Raw genomic sequence first — 20,330 nt, 5'->3', positions numbered from 1 at the left:
CCGGTATCTCCGCCCCGAGCGGCTCCGATACCGGTGCCGTCGGCGTTTCCGGGAGTTGACGGTTGTTTGCAAGTGGACGAGAACCGTTGACAAAGTCGTCATGCAGTAGAAACCTTGCGGCTTGGCGGCGCAAATGAGTCACAGAGTTACTCAAGAAGATAGCTAGCCGTCATCGATCCTTGTCGGAGTCATGTCGGGCTCCTGGCGCGTGCACCTGTCGAACGCTCTCCCGAGTTCCCCTCGCGCGTCCTTTCGGCGAGGGGTGCCCCCGGGCGGAGGCAGGCCATGAGCCGCGCCCGCATCGCGGAGAGGTCACCATGAGAGGCACACATCCGAGCAGGCGGTTGGGGGTCGGCCTGCTGACAGCGGGTCTGATATCCGTCGGACTGCTCCCCGTCCCCGCACAGGCGGCGGGCGAGACCAACCTCGCGCTCGGCAGAGCGGCGACGGCCGGCGGCGCCCACGGCGCCTACCCGGCCTCGAACGTCACCGACGGAAGCCAGCAGTCCTACTGGGAAGGCCCGTCGGGATCCTTCCCCCAGTGGGTGCAGGTCGACCTCGGCACCCAGGTCGATCTCGACCGCCTCGCACTGAAACTGCCCACCGGCTGGGAGACGCGCAGCGAGTCCCTCGCCGTCCTGGGCAGCGCCGACGGCAGCTCGTTCAGCACCCTCGTCGCCGGCCAGGCACGCGCGTTCAACCCGTCCACCGCGAACACGGTGAACATCGAACTCCCGGCCGCCACCGCCCGGTTCGTCCGCGTCCAGGTGGCGTCCAACACGGGATGGAACGCCGCCCAGCTCTCCGAGGTGGAGGTGTACGGCGACACCGCCGGCGGCGGCGACCCCGGTGATCCGCCCCCGGTCACCGGTACGAACCTGGCGAAGAACAAGCCCATCGAGGCGACCTCCACGACCCAGAACTACACGGCCGCCCAGGCCAACGACGACAACACCGGCACCTACTGGGAGTCGGCGGGCTTCCCCGCGAGCCTCACCGTCAAGCTCGGCAGCGACGCCGACGTCGAGGCCGTCGTCGTCAAGCTCAACCCCGACCCCGCCTGGGGCCCGCGCACCCAGGCGTTCGAGGTCCTCGGCCGTGCGTCGGCGGCCTCCGGCTTCACCACGCTGAAGGCGCGCGCCGACTACGCCTTCACCCCCTCCGCCGGCCAGAACACCATCACCATCCCGGTGTCCGGACGCGTCTCCGACCTGCGGCTCACCGGCTTCTCCAACAGCGGGGCACCCGGCGCCCAGGTCGCGGAGATCCAGGTGCTCGGCAAGGCCGCGCCCGCCCCCGACCTCGTCCTGAACGACCTCACCTGGACCCCGGCCACCCCGTCCGAGGCCGACGACGTGACCGCCAAGGTCACCGTCCGCAACGCCGGCACCGCCGCGGCCCCGGCCACGACGGTCAACGTCAGCGCCGAGGGAACCGTCGCCGGCTCCGGCGCGGTCCCCGCGCTCGCCGCCGGAGCGTCGGCGACCGTCGACGTCCCCATCGGCAAGCGCCCCATGGGTTCGTACACGATCTCCGCCGCCGTCGACCCGACCGACACCGTGCCGGAGCTCGACAACAGCAACAACAGCCGGACCGCGACCACCAAATTGAACGTCGCCCAGACCCCCGGCCCGGACCTCACGGTCACCGGCATCACTCCCAACCCGGGCACGCCCGCCGTCGGCGCCCCCGTCTCCTTCACGGTCGCCGTCAAGAACCGCGGCACCTCCGCCGTGGCGGCCGGCTCCGTCACCCGGCTGACCGTCGGCACCACCACCCTCGACGGCACGACCCCGGCCATCGCCGCGGGCGACACCGCCGACGTGGCCGTCAGCGGCACCTGGACCGCCACCGACGGCGGCGTCACGCTGACCGCGACGGCCGACGCCACCGGTAAGGTCGCCGAGACGAACGAGGGCAACAACGTCTTCGGCCGCTCGCTGGTCGTCGGGCGGGGCGCGGCGGTCCCGTACACCGAGTACGAGGCCGAGGACGCGAACTACCGCGGCGCCCTCCTCTTCACGGACTCCACCCGCCCGTTCGGTCACACGAACTTCGCCACCGAGTCCTCGGGGCGCGAGTCGGTGCGCCTGAACGCCACCGGCGACTACGTGGAGGTCACCTCGGTCAACGCCGCCAACTCGATCGTGGTGCGCAACTCGATCCCCGACGCCCCGGGCGGCGGCGGACAGGAGGCGACCCTCAGCCTCTACGCGAACGGCCAGTTCGTGCGGAAGCTCACCCTCTCGTCCAAGCACAGCTGGCTGTACGGCACGACGGACCAGCCGGAGGGTCTGACCAACACCCCCGGCGGCGACGCGCGACGCCTCTTCGACGAGTCCAACGCGCTGCTCACCCAGTCCTACCCGGCCGGCACCAAGTTCCGCCTCCAGCGGGACGCGGGCGACACCGCCGCCTTCTACATCGTCGACCTGATCGACCTGGAGCAGGTCGCCCCGGCCGCCGCCAAGCCCGCCGAGTGCGCGTCGATCACCGCCTACGGCGCCGTGCCCAACGACGGCATCGACGACACCGACGCCATCCAGCGCGCCGTCACCGCCGACCAGAAGGGCGAGATCCCCTGCGTCTGGATCCCGGCCGGACAGTGGCGACAGGAACAGAAGATCCTCACCGACGACCCGCTGAACCGCGGCACCCACAACCAGGTCGGCATCCGTGACGTCACCATCCGCGGCGCCGGCATGTGGCACTCGCAGCTGTACACGCTGACCCCGCCCCACCTGGCCAACGGGATCAACCACCCGCACGAGGGCAACTTCGGCTTCGACATCGACGACAACACCAAGATCTCGGACATCGCCATCTTCGGCTCCGGCACCATCCGGGGCGGCGACGGCAACGCCGAGGGCGGCGTCGGCCTCAACGGCCGCTTCGGCAAGAACACGAAGATCAGCAACGTCTGGATCGAGCACGCCAACGTCGCCGCCTGGGTCGGCCGCGACTACTCCAACATCCCCGAGCTGTGGGGACCGGGCGACGGCCTGGAGTTCAGCGGCATGCGGATCCGCAACACCTATGCCGACGGCGTCAACTTCTCCAACGGCACCCGCAACTCGACCGTCTACAACTCCTCCTTCCGCAACACCGGTGACGACGCCCTCGCGGTCTGGGCCAACAAGTACGTCAAGGACACCTCGGTGGACGTCGGCCACGACAACCACTTCCGCAACAACACCGTGCAGCTCCCCTGGCGAGCCAACGGCATCGCGGTCTACGGCGGTTACGGCAACACCATCGAGAACAACGTGGTCTCGGACACCATGAACTACCCGGGGATCATGCTCGCGACCGACCACGACCCCATCCCCTTCTCCGGGCAGACCCTCATCGCCAACAACGCGCTCTACCGCACCGGTGGCGCCTTCTGGAACGAGGACCAGGAGTTCGGCGCCATCACCCTCTTCGCCCAGGGCCCGGACATCCCCGGCGTCACCATCCGGGACACCGACATCCACGAGTCGACCTACGACGGCATCCAGTTCAAGACCGGCGGCGGCGCGATGCCGAACGTCAAGGTGTCGAACGTCCGCATCGACAAGTCGCTCAACGGCTGCGGCATCCTCGCGATGAGCGGCGCGCGCGGCAGCGCCACGCTGACCGGCGTCACCATCACGAACTCGGCCAAGGGCGACGTCTGCTCCCAGCCCGGCACGCAGTTCGTCCTCAACCAGGGCTGACGCCCCGACCACGGCGGGGCGGCCCACGTCCGCAGGCGGCCGCCCCGCTCACCCCCCCGCATCAACGAACCGCGTCTCGCGCCCGTCGGGCGCGCCCCCGCGCGCCCACGGGCGCGAGACCGAGAAGCGAGGAACGATGAGAACCCCCTCCTGGCGATCACGGTGCCTGAGCGCCGCGATCGCGACGAGCCTGCTCGCACTGGGCGGCCCGCTGATCTCCGCCCACGCGGCGGGCGGACCGAACATCGCGCTCGGCGACAGCGCGTCGGCCAGCAGCGCCCAAGGCGGCTTCTCCGCCGCCGGCGTCACCGACGGCAACCAGGGCACGTACTGGGAGAGCGCCGGATCCGCCCTTCCCCAGTGGGTCCAGGCCGACCTCGGCACCGCCACCCGGGTGGACGAGGTGGTGCTGAAGCTGCCCGCCGGCTGGGAGAGCCGCAACCAGACCCTGTCCGTCCAGGGCAGCACCGACGGCACGAGCTTCTCCACCCTGAAGGCATCGGCCGTCTACACCTTCAGCCCCGGCGCCGCGAACACGGTCACCGTCTCCTTCCCGGCCACCCAGACCCGGTTCGTCCGCGTCGAGATCACCGCGAACACCGGCTGGCAGGCGGCGCAGCTCTCCGAGCTGGAGGTGCACGCGGCCGAGGGGTCCTCCGCGAACCTCGCCGCCGGCAAGACCCTGACGGCCAGCAGCCACACCGAGGTGTACGCCGCGCCCAACGGCAACGACGGCAACCGGGCCACCTACTGGGAGAGCGCCAACAACGCGCTGCCCCAGTGGCTCCAGGCCGACCTCGGCGCCACCGTCGCCGTCAACCGCGTCGTCCTGAAGCTGCCGGCCGGCTGGGGCGCCCGCAGCCAGACCCTGAAGATCCAGGGCAGCGCCAACGGCACCGACTTCACCGACCTCTCGGCCTCCCAGGCGTACGCCTTCAACGCGGGCAACGACAACACCGCGACGATCACCCTGGACAGCACGACCACCCGCTACGTCCGCGTCCTGGTGACCGCGAACACCGTGCAGCCGGCCGCCCAGCTCTCCGAGCTGGAGGTCTACGGCCCCGCCACGGGCGACACCCAGGCGCCGACCGCCCCCGCGAACCTGGCGTACACCCAGCCCACCACCGGCCAGGTCAAGCTGACCTGGGGGGCCGCGTCCGACAACGTGGGCGTCACCGCCTACGACGTCTACGCCAACAACGTCCTGCTCACCACCGTCGCCGGCGACGTCACGACCTTCACCGACACCCGGCCGGCGAACCAGACCGTCTCCTACCGCGTGCGGGCCAGGGACGCCGCCGGCAACCAGTCCGGCGACAGCAACACCGTCACCCGCGTCGGCGAGGCCGGCGACTCCCAGGCGCCCACGGCCCCGGCGAACCTCGGGCTCACCGAGCCGGCGAGCGGCCAGGTCAAGCTGGTGTGGACGGCGTCGACCGACAACGTGGGCGTCACCGCCTACGACGTCTACGCGAACAACGTCCTGCGCGGCAGCGTCGCGGGCAACGTCACCACCTACACCGACTCCCAGCCGGTGAGCAGCACGGTCACCTACCACGTGGTGGCCAAGGACGCGGCGGGCAACACCTCCGTGGCCTCCAACAGCGTCACCCGCACCGGCAGCGGCGGCACCGGCTCCAACCTCGCGGTCGGCAAGGCCGTCGAGGCGTCCTCGACGACCGGAAGCTTCACGGCGGCCAACGCCAACGACAACAGCACCGCCACCTACTGGGAGGGCGGGGGCGGCAGCTACCCCCAGACGCTCACCCTCAAGCTCGGCGCCAACGCCGACCTCGACCGGCTCGTGCTGAAGCTCGACCCGGCCCAGGCGTGGCAGGCCCGGAACCAGACCATCGAGGTCCTCGGCCGGGAGCAGAGCGCCACCGGCTTCACCGGCAAGGTCGCGGCCAAGAGCTACTCCTTCGACCCGGCGAGCGGCAACAGCGTCACCATCCCGCTCACCGCGCGGCTGGCCGACGTGCAGCTGCGGTTCACCGCGAACTCCGGAGCCCCGGCGGGCCAGATCGCCGAGTTCCAGGCCATCGGCGTCCCGGCGCCCAACCCGGACCTCGTGGTCGCCTCCCTGACCACCACGCCCGCGGCGCCCGAGGAGGACGACGAGATCACCGTCTCGGCCGTCGTCCGCAACGACGGCGCGGCTCCGGCCGCGGCGAGCACGGTGGCGGTCCGGCTCGGCGGCACCAAGGTCGCGACCGGACAGGTGCCGGCCCTGGCCGCGGGCGAGCAGGCCACCGTCGCGGTCTCCGTGGGCGTCCGCGACGCCGGCTCCTACGAGCTCGGCGCGGTCGCCGACGAGGCGAACCAGGTCCTGGAGCAGAACGAGACCAACAACGCCTACACCCGGCCCACCGCGCTCGTGGTCAAGCCGGTGGCCAGTTCCGACCTCGTGGTCGGGTCGGTGTCGACGACGCCCTCCAGCCCGGCCGCCGGTGACGCCGTCACCTTCAAGGTCGCGGTGCGCAACCAGGGGTCCTTGGCGGCCGCGGGCGGCGACCACGGCGTCACGCTGGAACTGGTCAACTCCCAGGGCGGCGTCGTCAGGACGCTGAGCGGCGTCCACTCCGGTGCGCTGGCTCCCGGTGCGTCGGCGCAGGTCAGCCTGGGCACGTGGACCGCGGTGAACGGCTCGTACACCGTCAGGACGACCCTCGCCGCCGACGCCAACGAGCTGCCGGTGAAGCGCGGGAACAACGCGAGCAGCCAGCCGCTCTTCGTCGGACGCGGCGCGAACATGCCGTACACGACGTACGAGGCGGAGGACGGCACGGCCGGCGGCGGCGCCACCGTCGTCGGACCCAACCGGACCATCGGCGACATCGCGGGCGAGGCGTCCGGCCGCAAGGCCGTCAACCTGGACGCGACCGGTGAGTACGTCGAGTTCACCACCCGGGCCTCCACCAACACCCTGGTCACCCGCTTCTCCCTCCCCGACGCCCCGGGCGGCGGCGGCACCGACTCCACGATCAACGTCTACGTCGACGGGGTGTTCAAGAAGGCCCTGCCGCTCACCTCGAAGTACGCGTGGCTGTACGGCGCCGAGGCGGGACCGGGCAACGACCCGGGCTCCGGCGCCCCGCGGCACATCTACGACGAGGCGAACCTGATGTTCGGGGAGACCATCCCCGCGGGCAGCCGGATCCGGCTCCAGAAGGACGCGGCTAACTCCGCGGCGCGGTACGCGATCGACTTCGTGAGCCTGGAGCAGGTCGCGCCGGTCGCCAACCCGGACCCGGCCACGTACACCGTCCCGGCCGGCTTCGGCCACCAGGACGTGCAGAACGCGCTCGACAAGGTCCGCATGGACACCACCGGCAAGCTCGTCGGCGTCTACCTGCCGCCGGGCGACTACCAGACCTCCAGCAAGTTCCAGGTGTACGGCAAGGCGGTCAAGGTCGTCGGCGCCGGGCCGTGGTACACGAAGTTCCACGCTCCGACCACGCAGGACAACACCGACATCGGCTTCCGGGCCGAGGGCACGGCGAACGGCTCGCTCTTCAAGGGCTTCGCCTACTTCGGCAACTACGTCACCCGCATCGACGGACCGGGCAAGGTCTTCGACTTCGCGAACGTGGCGGACGTCGTCATCGACGACATCTGGAACGAGCACATGGTCTGCCTCTACTGGGGCGCCAACACCGACCGGGTGACCATCAAGAACTCGCGGATCCGGAACATGTTCGCCGACGGCATCAACATGACCAACGGCTCCACGGACAACCTGGTGACCAACAACGACGCACGGGCGACCGGTGACGACAGCTTCGCGCTGTTCTCGGCGATCGACGCGGGCGGCGCCGACATGAAGAACAACGTCTACGAGAACCTGAGCACGACCCTCACCTGGCGGGCCGCGGGCGTCGCGGTGTACGGCGGCTACAACAACACCTTCCGCAACATCCACATCGCCGACACCCTCGTCTACTCGGGCATCACGATCTCCTCGCTGGACTTCGGCTACCCGATGAACGGGTTCGGGACCATCCCGACGAACTTCGAGAACATCTCGATCGTCCGGGCGGGCGGCCACTTCTGGGGCAACCAGTCCTTCCCCGGCATCTGGATCTTCTCCGCCTCGAAGGTCTTCCAGGGCATCCGCGTCAACCACGTGGACATCGTGGACCCGACCTACAGCGGCATCATGTTCCAGACGAAGTACACCGGTTCGCAGCCCGAGAACCCCGTGAAGGACACGGTCTTCACCGACGTCTCCATCACGGGCGCGAAGCGGAGCGGCGACGCCTGGGACGCCCGGTCCGGCATCGGCCTCTGGGCGAACGAGATGCCCGAGCCCGGTCAGGGCCCGGCCGTCGGCGAGGTCACCTTCAACTGCCTGCGCATGCAGGACAACGCCGAGAACATCCGCAACACCACCAATTTCAAGATCAACATCAACCCCTGCTGACCGGGTCACCACCCACCCGCGAGAACGCCGGCGCCCACCGCTCACCAGCGGTGGGCGCCGGCCCGTTCCCGTGCCGCCCCTCGGCGTCGACGACGGCCGACGCCCCGTGGCGGGTCCCACCGGCCGCCGTGCGGGTGGCGGCCGGTGGGCGGGGGTCACGGCTTGGGGACGAGGCAGCCGGCGCGGTTGAGGTCGATGACGCTGCCGGGGCCTATGCAGGGAACGAAGGTGTAGGTCTGCTGGGCGTAGTTGATGCCCTGGCGGACCGTCACGGCGCCGTTCTGGTCGACCTCGCAGGGGTTGTTGAGGGTGCAGCTCCCGCCGCTCTCGTTACCGGTGTTGTTGACGGCGACGACCCGGCCGGTGGTGGTGTCGATCACCGGGGAGCCGGAGGTGCCGCCGATCGTGTTGCACGACGAGGTGTAGCGGACCGAGTCCTTCCAGGTCCACTCGCCCTCCTTGAGACGGTAGGCGAAGCCGTCGACGTTGCAGCTGTAGATCCGCTTCCAGTAGCCGGACACCACCTTGATCGACGAACCCTGCACCGGACGGGCGTCGTTGAGGGTCAGTGCGGCGATGCCGTACTGGCTCTGGATCTGCGCGTACGTCTTGGTCACCTGGTAGACCGACATGTCGGTGTCGGTCATGGTGGCGTACGCGATCTTGCTCGCCCGCAGGGTCGCGACCTTGGTGCCGGCCGAGTTGAGCAGCGAGAACGAGCGGGTGGACGCCTTGTCCTTGATGACCTGGCCCGCAGCCGGGAACCCGGACTCCAGGCAGTGGCCGTTGGAGAGGACGAGCGCCGGGTCGCTCGGGAGCGAGCCGGGTGCGCGGACGAGGGAGCCGGAACAGTTGCTGAGCGCGACCGTTCCCGCGAAGTCGACGGCGACGGCGGCCCGGGCCCGCGGTGCGGGGGCCGTGGGGGCGGGGGCCTTCGCGACCGCTTCCGGGGGCAGGGAGGCGGCAGCTGCCGGGGTCGCCGCCGCACCTGTCAGGAACAGGGCGAGCAGGGCGCCGGCGAGAGGCTTCTTCATGTGGGGGTTCCCCTCCGAGGACCGTGCAACCGGAAATCCTCCGGTTGTCATGTGCATTCTCAGGAGAGGTCACCCCGCTGACAAGACGGCCTCCGCCGCGGGCCCGTCCCTCCGGCCTCGCGCCGGGCACGCGGACGCGCACCCCTTCGCCCTCGTACGCTCCATCGGACCGATCACTCGTTGGTGAGTTCCGCCGGTCCGGCCACCGGACCGGCACGAGGCTGGAGGGACTGTCATCGACACCGCGGCCGGTCACGGCCGCGGGTGGGGAGCCGGCGTGACACGAGAGACGGAATCCCGCGGAACACCGCAGGAGCGGGCGGTCCTCCTCGCGGCGGGTCTCGCGGACCTGGCCGTGAGCACCCTGGGCACGGGCATCGGACTCGTCCGGGGCGTGCTGCGGCGATCGGACGCGGCCGAGGTGGCCTCGGACGCCGAGCGGGAACTGGCGGCGCGCGGACGGCTCGTCCTCGACCGGTACGCGGCCCCGCCCCCGGCCCACCTGGAGGTCCTCGCGCGGCACGCGATCGCCCGGCGGGCCGCCGACGGTGGCTGAGCACGGGGAGGCGACGGCGTTCAAGACGCGCGTCGACGAGGTGCTGCGGCGCTACGTGGCCGAGGAGGCCGACCTCCTCGCCGCGGTCGACCCGGCGCTGGGCCCGGTCGCCGCACAGCTGGAGGGAGCCGTCGCCGACGGCAAGCGCCTCCGGGCCGCGTTCTGCTACTGGGGCTGGCGCGCGGCGGGCCAGCCGGACAGCGAGGCGCTGCTGCGGGCGGCGGCGTCCATGGAGATGGTGCACGCCGCCGCGGTCGTGCACGACGACCTGATCGACGACAGCCCCCTGCGGCACGGCCGGCCCACCGCGCACACGGCCCTGCGCGGCGCGGTGGAACACCACCCGGCCCCCGCGGCGGGCGCCCGCGCGCTGGCGATGCTCGTCGGCGACCTGCTGATGTCGCTCGCCGGGCAGCTGTTCGTCACCAGCGGTCTGCCGGCCGCCTACCTCGGCCGGGCACGAGCCCACTGGGCGGCGCTCGCCCGGGACCTCGTCGCGGGGGAGTGCCTGGAGATCCTGCACACCGGAGCCGCCCCCTCCACGGCCACCTCCCTCAAGGTGATCCGCTACAAGACCGCGAAGTACACCGTCGAGCAGCCGCTGCTCATCGGCGGCGCCCTCGCCGGCGCCGGCCCCCGGCTGCGCGACGGGTACTCCGCCTACGGGCTGCCGCTGGGCGAGGCGTTCCAGCTGAGGGACGACCTGCTCGGCCTGTTCGGCGACGAGGCGACCACCGGCAAGGCGGGCGCCGACGACATCCGCGGCCGCCGGCCGACCGCCCTGCTCGCGGAGACCTGGCGGCTCGCCGGCCCGGCGGAGCGCGCGCGGCTGACCGACCTCCTCGGCCGCCCCGACCCGGACGGGCACGCGCCCGGGGCCGTGCGCGAGGTGATGCGGCGCGTCGAGGCGCCCGAACGCGTCGAGGCCATGATCACCGCCCGGGTCGACGAGGCCCTGCGCGCGCTCGACGACCTGAACCTGCCCCCCGCCCCCGCCGCCGCGCTGACCGCCCTGGCGCACGCGGCGGCGGTCCGCCGGCACTGACGCACCGACCCAGGAGTTCCCGTGATCCACACCGAGGCGTCGATGGACGCCCTGCGGCAGACCGGCGACGAGCTCGCCGACGCCACCGTCGCCACCCTCTTCGAGCGCGGCGAGGTGGGCACCTTCAACACCCTCATGCGGTACGTCTCCACCGCCGGCTCCCCGCTGCCCGACGGGCTTCCCGACGTCGCCCGGGCGTACCTGGAGGCCACCTCCGCCCCGCCGTCCTGGGTGGACTGGGGCGAGATGGAGAGGGCCCGGCTGTTCTTCGTCGACAACAACGTGCACATCTCCACCGCCCTCTCCTTCGCCGCCATGCCCGCCTGCTACGTCGTGCCGCACGTGGCGAGGCTGCTGTCGGCGACGCACGGACTGGCGTACCCCTCCCAGCGCATGGCGGAGACCGGCCAGTTCACCGTCCACCTCATGCAGCCCGACGCCTTCGAGGCCGGCAGCCGCTTCATCCCCGCCGCCCAGAAGGTCCGCCTGCTGCACGCCTCCATCCGCCACCACCTGGAGCGCGAGGACCGCTGGGACATCGGGTCCCTGGGGGTGCCGATCTGCCAGGAGGACATGATCGGCGGGCAGATGTTCTTCTCGATGCTGGTCCTCGACAGCCTGCACCGGCTCGGCATCCACATGTCGACGGAGGGGGCGGAGGCGTACGCCTACGCCTGGCGCGTCGTCGGCGCCATGCTCGGCGTCGACCAGGAGGCCGTGCCCAAGACCCTCGACGAGTCCCGCCGCTTCCTCGACCTGTACATGGTCCGCCACATGGGGCCCTCCCCGGAGGGCGTCCACCTGACCCGCCAACTGATCGACCTGTACGAGGAGGTCGTGCCCGGCACCCTCTTCGACCCGGTCGTCTCGGCCCTCATCCGCCATCTCGTCGGCGACACCTGCGCCGACTGGCTCGACGTGCCCCGCACCCGCTGGGACACCCTCGTCAAGGCCGTCCCGCACCTGCTCGGCGTCCTGGAGACCGTCGAGGACCGCTCCCCGCTCGGCGCCTGGGCCCTGGACCGGCTCGGCCACCTCGCCACCGTCCTGGAACTGTCCTCCCTCACCCGCGGGCGCGTCATGCACTACGCCATCCCCGAACACCTGAGGAAGGACTACGGCGTCCCGTCCGGCCCGTCCCGCGCCCGCCGCTGGGCGCCGCCGCCCGCCACTGTCCCCTCCTGACCCGAGGTCCTGCGGCCGGGCCCCGTGCGGCCGCGACGAGGCCGTGGGGGTCCGGCAGCCGGACAGGCGGTAAAGCGACGGAAAATTCCTCGTCGGCGGGCTGCGGTTCCCGCACAGAGTGTTTTCGCGGTCTTGTCGCGTTCCTGACGCCCTTCGGGCCCGCCGAGGGGCATCGGAACGACGAATTCCGCAGCCGTGCGGGCATTGACCTGCGGTTCCGCCCACGCTTCCATTCCGCCTGGGAGCGAAGGACCACCTGATACCGGCCGCCTCGGAGGCGATACAGCTCCCGCTCGGAACACACTGCTCGTACCGATCGGAACCGTCTGATGACCGACACCCTCAGCGCGCCGCACGCGTTGGCCCCGCAGACCGGCCCCGTGCCGCAGAAGCTCAAGCGTTCCATCGGTGTCGTGGGCGGCACACTGCTCACGCTCTCGTGCGTCACGCCCGCCTCCACCCTGTTCGTGGTCGTACCGGACCTGTTCGGGGGCGTCGGCACCTACGCCGCGCTGACCATCGCCATCGGCTCGCTCCTCTGTATCGGCGTGGCGTTCTGCTACTCCGAGCTGGGCACCCTGATCCCGAGCGCGGGCGGCGAGTACGCCATCGTCTCCACCCTCGCGGGCCGGCTGGCCGGCTGGCTGGTCTTCGTCCTGTCGCTGCTGGTGGTGATGATCGTGCCGCCGGTGATCGCGATGGGGACCGCCGACTACCTCGCGCCGCTGGTCCACATCCCGGCCCCGCTCGCCGGCGCCGGAGTGATGCTCCTCGCGACCCTCGCGGGCCTCCTCGACCTGCGGGCCAACGCGTGGATCACCGGCGTCTTCCTCGTCCTGGAGGTCGTCGCGGCGGGCATCGTCGCGGTCCTCGGCTTCGCCCACTCCGAGCGCGGCGTCGGCGCGCTCGTCCACGGCCAGGTCGCCGGAGAGGGCGGCACCCACTCGCTGGTCACCGGCGCCATGGTGGTCTCCGGACTCGCCATCGCCCTCTTCATCACGCAGGGCTTCTCCACGGCCGTCTACCTCTCCGAGGAGCTGGAGAACCCCCGCAAGAGCGTGGCCCGCACCGTGCTCGCCACCCTGGCCATCTCCACCGTCGTGATCCTCGTGCCCGTCGTCGCCATCACCCTCGGCGCCGGCGACCTGGAGACCCTGACCGGCGGCGACATCAGCGGCATGATCGCCGCCTGGTCCAACTCCGCCGTCGGCACCTTCATCAGCCTCTGCGTCGCCCTGGCCATCGTCAACGCCGGCATCGTCATGGTCATCCAGAACTCCCGCGTCCTCTTCGCCTCCGCCCGCGACAAGGCGTGGCCCGAGCCCGTCAGCAACGCCCTGTCCCGGCTCGGCCGCTTCGGCTCCCCCTGGGTCGCCACCCTCCTCGTCGGCGTCCCCGGCGCGGCCCTCTGCTTCGTCAACCTCGACACCCTGTACGGCGTCACCGGCGTCTCCGTCACCGGCATGTACCTGCTGGTCGCGGTGGCGGCGCTGTTCAGCCGCCGGGGCGCCCACCGCGAGGTCGCGGCCTGGCGCATGCCGCTCTGGCCGGCCGTGCCGGTGCTGCTCATCGGCGTCCTGGCATACGTCCTGTCCATGCAGGAGACCGAGTACCTGCTGTGGACCGGCGGCATCACCGCGGTCGCCACCCTCTACTGGGCCCTGTACCTGCGGCCCCGCAAGGACACCCGCTGGCTGGTCAGCATCCCCGAGGACGAGCAGGTCTGACCCCGCTCTCCCCGACACCTCCAGGGCCGGGGCGGCCTCCGCCGCCCCGGCCCTCGCCGTCGTCCCCGCCGCACGCCCCGGCCGTGGGGGCTTGTCCCCGGGCGGCGGGCCGCTGCAAGATCGTCCGGTGACCGACGAGGGTGGGGACTTGAGGGGAAAGGGCGGTACACCGTGGAGGCGATGACCAAGGGCGGCAACGGGTTCGTGCCGTCCGTCCCGCTGAGGATCGCCGTGCACGGCGGACTGGACGCGATGGCCCTGCTGCTCACCGAGCACGGAGTGGTCCGCGGCGACGGCGACGTGGTCTTCCACGGCGCTCCCGTCCATCCGTCGGGCGCGGTGCGGCTGACCCAGGGCGGCGGTACGTCCTGGCTCGACGTCGGCCTGCCCGAGGTCGAGCAGCAGATCACCCGCGTCCTCGTCGTCGGGTCCACCGACCGCGGCACCCTGCGGGACGTCGTCGGCCCGGCCGTCGAGGCGTTCGCCCCCGACGGCACCCCCGTCGTGCGGTACGACGTGACGGACGCCGCCGAGGAGACGGCGATGGTGCTGGCCGAGCTGTACCGGCGCGCGGGCGGCTGGAAGTTCCGTGCCGTCGGCCAGGGGTACGGGAACGGCCTCGCCGGCCTGGCCACCGACCACGGCGTGGACGTCGCCGACGCCTCGCGCGCACGGGACGACACCCCGCCCGCCGCCCGGAGCCACGTCCCGCCGCCCGCCCGGACCCCGGCCCCGCCCGTACCCGCGCCGCCGCCCGCCCAGGGCTTCGCGCCCGCGCCGCCGCCTCCGGGCTTCGCACCTCCGGCGCCGGGTCCCGCCGCCGGCCCTCCGGCCTCCGCGCCGCCGGCCTTCGCCCCGCCGCCCGCGGGTCCTCCGGCCTTCGCTCCTCCCGGATTCGCCCCGCCCTCCTTCGCGCCCTCACAGGTCTCCAAGGCGCCGCCGCCCGTGGCACCGGTCGCCCCCGCCACTCCCGCTCCCGCTCCCACGCCCTTCGCCGTCCCCGGCGCACCCGAGCCGTGGACGTACGGCCCCGTCTTCGCCCCGTACACGCAGACGGGACGGGACAACGACGTGATCACCGTGGACGGGCTGCCGCCCGGGCCGGTGATCGTCCAGCTCGACGTCGAGGGAGACGGGTACACGGGGTTGGCCACCCTGAACCGGCGCAACAAGGAGCAGGACTACCTGGTCAACAGCACCGAGGACGACTTCCGTGGCCGGGTGCTCGTCACCGTGCCCAGGAACGGGACCCTGCGGCTGAAGCTGGAGGCGGAGGGCCCCTGGCGGATCGAGGTGTCTCCGCTGGCGTCGGCCTTCCGGCTGACGGAGGTGGAGACGCAGTTCCGCGGGCCCGACGTGCTCCTGCACACCGGCGGCGTGGCCGACCTCGCCATCCAGTACCGCGGGGACGACAACCTGATCGTCAACGTCTTCGAGCTCCACGGCCACGACGACCACACCGCCCTGCCCGACGACGACAACGTGGTGAACGAGATCGGCAAGCGCCGCGAGACCGTTCCGCTGCCCGAGGGGCCGCTCGTCGTCCAGTTCGAGAGCGCGGACGGCTCCTGGCGGGCGCACCTGAAGAGGGTGCAGCCGCCGAGCCGCCGCGGCCGCCTCAGCTGAGGGCCGGGTAGTCCGTGTAGCCGGTCTCGCCCCCGACGTACATCAGATGGGCGTCGCGGATCGGATTGAGGGCCGCCCCGGCCCTCATCCGGGCGACCAGGTCGGGGTTGGCCAGGAACGAGCGGCCGAGCGCGATCAGGTCGGCACCCGCCGCGAGCAGGCGCTCGCCGGCGGCGCGCCCGCCGTCGGCGGGCAGGGGGCCGGGCCAGGGGAGGGCCGGGTTCGCCACGAGCGTGCCCGGCCAGGCCGCGCGGAGCGTGCCGAACAGCGGCCGGTCGGGATCGGCGAACACCACGTGCAGATAGGCCAGCCCGAGGTCGCGCAGGGCTTCCAGGAGCGCCGGGTACACCTCCTCGACGTCGTCCTCCGTCATGCCGTTGGCCGTGACACCGGGGGCGATCCGCACCCCGACCCGCTCCGGCCCGATCGCCTCGACGACCGCGCGGACGACCTCGACGGTGAAGCGGATGCGGTGGGCGACCGGACCCCCGTATCCGTCGGTGCGCCGGTTGGTGGCGCCGGACAGGAACTGGTGCAGGAGGTAGCCGTTGGCGGCGTGCACCTCGACCCCCGCGAACCCGGCGTCGATCGCCCGCCGGGCCGCCGCGGCGAAGTCGGCGACGGTCGCGTCGATCTGGTCGGCCGTCATCTCCCGTGGCACCACGGCCTCCCGGTGCCCGGACGGGGTGAACACCGTGCCGGGCAGCGGCACCGGCGAGGGCGCCAGCGGGTGGAGCCCCGTCGTCTCCGGGTGACCGACCCGGCCGCCGTGCTGCAGCTGGAGGAACATCCGTCCCCCGGCCTCCCGCACGGCCGAGGTGACCCGCCGCCACCCGGCCACGTGGGAATCGTCGTACATCGCCGGGATGTCGGGGTACGTGGCGCCCACCGCGTTGGGCGTCGTGGCCTCCGCGATGATCAGCCCGGCCGTGGCGCGCTGTGCGTAGTACGTGGCCATGATCGGTTCCGGCACCCCCGTCGCACCGGCGCGGTTGCGCGTCATCGGCGCCATGACCAGCCGGTTGGGCAGCCGCAGCGCACCCAGTCGGGCGGGCCGGAACAGCGGTGAGACGGCGGGGGACGAGCCCGTCGGGGCCGCGCCCGGTCCCGTCGGCGAGGCCGCGTCCACTGCCGCGCCCGGTTCCGTCACCGCGCCCGGTTCCGTCACCGCGATCGCGCCCGCGGTCGCCTCCGTGCCCCGGTCCGCCGGCTCGGTCGGCCCCGCCGGTGCCTTCGTCTCCCGCTCCGGCGCCACCGTGCCGCTCGTGATCGTGCTCATGGCCGTACTCCCTCGTCCGTGTTCCCGTCGGGGCCGTCGGCCCCGCGGAACCCAAGGTCGCGCAGGCCGCTTCGGGATCGCTGACGGTCCGCTGACGGTCCGTCCCGAAGCGGATGATCACGGGTGTGTAGGGTTCCCGGCATGAGGTTCGGGGTGCTCGGTCCGCTGGTCGTGTGGGACGCCGAGGGCGCGCCGGTACGGGTGCCCGAGACCAAGGTCCGGACACTCCTCGCCGTCCTCCTCGCCCACGAGGGCCGTCCCGTCCCGGTGGACCGGCTGGTGGACGACATCTGGGGGGACGCCGTACCCGGCAACCCCGCCAACGCCCTCCAGGCCAAGGTCTCCCAGCTCCGCAGGGCCATCGGCCGCGACCGCGTCGCCCACCTGCCCGCCGGATACCGGCTGCGCCTCGACGGCGGCCCCACGGAGGTCGACGCCGGGGAGTTCCGGGCGCTCGCGGCGCGGGCCCGGCTGCTCCCCGGGCCGCGCGCACGGGCGCTCCTCCTCACCGAGGCCCTGGAGTTGTGGCGCGGCCCCGCGTACGCCGACTTCGCCGACGCGGAGTTCGTACGCCCGGAGGCGGGTCGGCTGGCCGAGGAGCGGCTCGCGGTCGTCGAGGAACAGGCCGAGGCACGGATGGAGTTCGGCGATCCGGCGCTGCTCGGCGAGACGGCCTCGCTCGTCGCGGACCACCCGCTGCGCGAACGGCTGCGCGCCGTGCGGATGCGTGCCCTGTACGCCGCCGGGCGGCAGAGCGAGGCGATCGCCGCGTACACGGAGCTGCGCACCCTGCTCGCCGACGAGCTGGGCCTCGACCCGAGCCCCGAACTGGCCGCCCTGTACGCGGCGATCCTGCGGCACGACCCCGGGCTGACGCCTTCCCCCGGGGCCGGCGGTGCCGCTGCCGCCGGGCGGATCCCGACGGACCCGGAGCCTGATCGCGGTATCGGTGCGACCGACGCTTCCGACCCCGCCTGCGGCCCGGTCGCCTCGGCGCGGCCGGATGCGGCGGCCCCGCACGCCTTCGCCGCCCGTCCTCCGTACCTCCCCGTGCCTCCGACGGTCCTGGTCGGGCGCGGGCCCGCGGTGGAGGAGGTCGGCCGGCTCGCCGGGAGCGAGCGGCTGGTCACGCTGACCGGGCCGGGCGGGGTGGGCAAGACCCGGCTGGCCCTCGCCGTGGCCGAACGGGTCTCCGGCGATCCGGACGGCCGGGTGCCCGACGGGGTGTGGTTCGTCGAGCTCGGCGGTCTGCCCGGCGTGCCACCGGGAATACCGGCGGGATCCGGCGCCGCGGGGACTCCCGGCACCGCCGACGTCGTCCAGGCGGTGGCCGGGGCGCTCGGAGTCCGTGACGCGGCCTCGTCGGCGCGGAGTGCGGGCGGCCCGACCGAGGTGCTGCTCGCCGCGGTCCGGGACCGCCGGCTCCTGCTCGTCCTCGACAACTGCGAGCACGTGATCGAAGCCGCCGCCGACCTGGTCGCGTCCCTGCTGTCCCGCGCGCCGGGGGTGCGCGTCCTCGTCACGAGCCGCGAGTCCCTCCGCCTGCCGGGCGAGTACGTGTACGCCGTCGACCCCCTTGCCCCGGACGCCGCCGCACGTCTCTTCGTCGAGCGGGCGGCGGCTGCCGCACCCGGCTTCGCTCCCGGGATCACCGGGAGCACCGAGGGCGTCGACGCCGGATCCGGGTCCGGGTCCTTCGGCGCGTACGAGCACGGGAACGACCGCGGGGACGCGTACGGGAGGGGGGATGTGGCCGGGGACGCGTACGGGAACGGGGGCGCGGACGGGAGCGAGCAGGACGCCGTCGCCGACATCTGCCGCCGTCTCGACTGCCTGCCCCTCGCCCTGGAACTGGCAGCGACCCGGGTGCGGGCGCTGGGCGTCCGGGAACTGGCCGCGCGTCTGGGCGACCGGTTCCGGCTGCTCGCCTCGGGGCAGCGCGGGCTGCCGGCCCGGCAGCAGACCCTGCGCGCGGTCATCGACTGGAGCTGGGACCTGCTCGACCCGTCGGAGCGGGCCGTGCTGCGCCGCATGTCCGTCTCGGCGGGCGGCTGCGCGCCGGAGGCGGCGGAGGCGGTGTGCGCGGGCGACGGCATCGCCCGTGAGGACGTGCTCGACCTGGTGGGACGCCTGGTCGACCGCTCGCTCGTGGTGGCGGTCCCGACCGCCCGCGGTCCGCGCTACCGGCTCCTCGAGTCGGTCGCCGCCTACGCCCGGGACCGGCTCCACGAGGCGCGGGAAGGGGACACCACCGCGGCCCGGCACGTCCGCCACCACCGGGCCTTGGCCGAGCACGCCGAACCCCTGCTGCGCGGAGCCGGACAACGGGTGTGGCTCGCCCGGCTCGACGCCGAGTCCGCCGAGCTCCGCGCCGCACTCGACCACGCCCTGGGCGGAGGCGATCCGCGGGAGGCGGTGGCACTGGCCACCGCCCTGAGCCCCTGGTGGCTGCTGCGGGGCCGGCTGCACGAGGGGCGACGCCGGCTCGCCGAGACGCTGGCCGCCGTTCCGGCCGAGGACGCCGGCGAACTCCGGCTCCTGCACGGGGCGTTCGCCATGCTGACGGGCGGCCGGGTGCCGGAGGCGGACCGTACCGGGGCAGAGGTGTCCGGGGCAGAGGTGTCCGAGGTGGGGACGCCCGAGGCGAGTGGGCCGGAGGCGAGTGCGCCGGAGGCGGGCGGGGCGGACCTCCCCGGCGGACTGCACCGTGCTCGCGCGCTGTGGATGTTCGCCCACGGCCTGCACCACGCGGGCGACCCCGAGGCGGCCATGAGGGTCAACGCCCGTGCCCTCAGGGCGTTCACCACGGCCGCCGACCCGTGGGGCGTCGCCGCCGCGCGCTCGCTGCGCGCGCAGACGGCGTTCGCCGCCGGTGATCTGGCGGCGGCCCGCGACGACGCCGCGGCCGCAGCCCGGGCGTTCGCGGAACTCGGCGATTCCTGGGGTGAGTTGCAGACCGTGCCGGTGCTCGCCGCGCTCGCCGAGATCGAGGGCGACTACGCCGCCGCCACCGAGCGCCAGAGCGAGGGGCTGCGACTGGCCGAGGAGCTGGGGCTGCCGGCCGAGGTGTCCGCGCGCCTCGCCGGCCTGGGACGGCTCGCGCTGCTCGCGGGGGAGTGGGAGCGGGCCCGGGTGCTGCACGAGCGGGCCCGGCGCGAGGCGGCCGAGCAGGGCCACATGTTCGGCGAGGTGTTCGCCCTCATGGGCCTCGCGCTCGGTGCACGTCGCTCGGGCGACCTCGACGCCGCCGAGCGTCATCTGCGGACGATGCGCGACGCGTACCCGTCGTCGGCCGCGGGGAGGCACCTGATCCAGGTGGAACTGGGCTTCGCCGCCGAACTGCGCGGCCTGGCCGAGCGCGCCGCCGCGTACCAGGCGACCGGACTCGCCCTCGCCCGGCGGCTGGCCGACCCGCGCGCCCTCGCGCTCTCCTTCGAGGGGAGCGCCGGCGCCGCCGCGGCGGCCGGCGGCACCACCGCCCTGACCCGCGCCGCGCTCCTCCTCGGTGCCGCGGACACCGCCCGGAGGGACGCCGGAGCGCCGCTTCCCGGGGGAGAGCGAGCCGACGTGGACCGCATCGCCCGCGCGGCCCGTACGGGCCTCGGCGAGCCCCTCTACGCGGCCGCCTTCCGCGAGGGCGCCGCCCTGTCCCCCGCGGAGGCGGTCCGCGCGGCCGCCGGGCGGGACCGGAGCGGGAGGGAAACGGGATCGGCGGGTCCGACCCTGCAGGAGTAGTTCTCTGCAGGAGGAGTCT

General features: G+C 73.1%; 10 protein-coding genes. 8 read left to right on the top strand and 2 right to left on the bottom strand.

The window, feature by feature from the left end; genetic code table 11:
* Positions 1-317: 317 nt before the first annotated feature.
* Entirely contained in the window at positions 318-3,698 is a 3,381-nt protein-coding gene (locus AB0424_RS18990) for a CARDB domain-containing protein (protein WP_366306813.1), read from the top strand.
* A 136-nt stretch (positions 3,699-3,834) separates the two neighbouring features.
* Positions 3,835-8,124: a discoidin domain-containing protein gene (locus AB0424_RS18985; RefSeq protein ID WP_366306811.1), complete on the top strand. Its 4,290-nt coding sequence runs from the start codon at positions 3,835-3,837 to the stop codon at positions 8,122-8,124.
* Between the two features lie 155 nt (positions 8,125-8,279).
* Here the strand turns inward: AB0424_RS18985 and AB0424_RS18980 are convergent, their stop codons facing one another.
* Positions 8,280-9,158 (bottom strand): serine protease, encoded by an 879-nt coding sequence (locus tag AB0424_RS18980; RefSeq protein ID WP_366306809.1) that lies wholly within the window; start codon positions 9,156-9,158, stop codon positions 8,280-8,282.
* Positions 9,159-9,435: 277 nt separating this feature from the next.
* Between AB0424_RS18980 and AB0424_RS18975 the strand changes: the two genes are divergently transcribed.
* From AB0424_RS18975 to AB0424_RS18955, 5 genes are all read left to right on the top strand, one after another.
* Positions 9,436-9,714, top strand: coding sequence for a polyprenyl synthetase (locus AB0424_RS18975; protein WP_366306808.1), 279 nt, complete (start codon positions 9,436-9,438; stop codon positions 9,712-9,714).
* Positions 9,707-10,759, top strand: a complete 1,053-nt coding sequence (locus tag AB0424_RS18970) for a polyprenyl synthetase family protein (protein ID WP_366306806.1) — start codon at positions 9,707-9,709, stop codon at positions 10,757-10,759. Before AB0424_RS18975 ends, AB0424_RS18970 begins: the two co-directional genes overlap by 8 nt.
* 21 nt (positions 10,760-10,780) lie before the next feature.
* Entirely contained in the window at positions 10,781-11,944 is a 1,164-nt protein-coding gene (locus AB0424_RS18965) for an oxygenase MpaB family protein (RefSeq protein ID WP_366306804.1), read from the top strand.
* Between the two features lie 329 nt (positions 11,945-12,273).
* Positions 12,274-13,671 (top strand): APC family permease, encoded by a 1,398-nt coding sequence (locus tag AB0424_RS18960; protein WP_366306802.1) that lies wholly within the window; start codon positions 12,274-12,276, stop codon positions 13,669-13,671.
* 180 nt (positions 13,672-13,851) lie between these two features.
* Positions 13,852-15,297: a TerD family protein gene (locus AB0424_RS18955; protein WP_366306801.1), complete on the top strand. Its 1,446-nt coding sequence runs from the start codon at positions 13,852-13,854 to the stop codon at positions 15,295-15,297.
* Here AB0424_RS18955 and AB0424_RS18950 read toward each other — a convergent pair.
* Complete coding sequence (locus tag AB0424_RS18950; protein WP_366306800.1) at positions 15,290-16,576, bottom strand: alkene reductase; 1,287 nt, start codon at positions 16,574-16,576, stop codon at positions 15,290-15,292. The genes AB0424_RS18955 and AB0424_RS18950 overlap by 8 nt on opposite strands.
* A 141-nt stretch (positions 16,577-16,717) precedes the next feature.
* Between AB0424_RS18950 and AB0424_RS18945 the strand changes: the two genes are divergently transcribed.
* Positions 16,718-20,311: a BTAD domain-containing putative transcriptional regulator gene (locus tag AB0424_RS18945; RefSeq protein ID WP_366306799.1), complete on the top strand. Its 3,594-nt coding sequence runs from the start codon at positions 16,718-16,720 to the stop codon at positions 20,309-20,311.
* Positions 20,312-20,330 lie beyond the last annotated feature (19 nt).

It is taken from the genome of Streptomyces sp. NPDC051180, from assembly GCF_040689545.1.
Lineage (GTDB): Bacteria > Actinomycetota > Actinomycetes > Streptomycetales > Streptomycetaceae > Streptomyces.
Note: the sequence above shows the minus strand (reverse complement) of the source record. Positions and strands in the feature narration are given on the sequence as shown.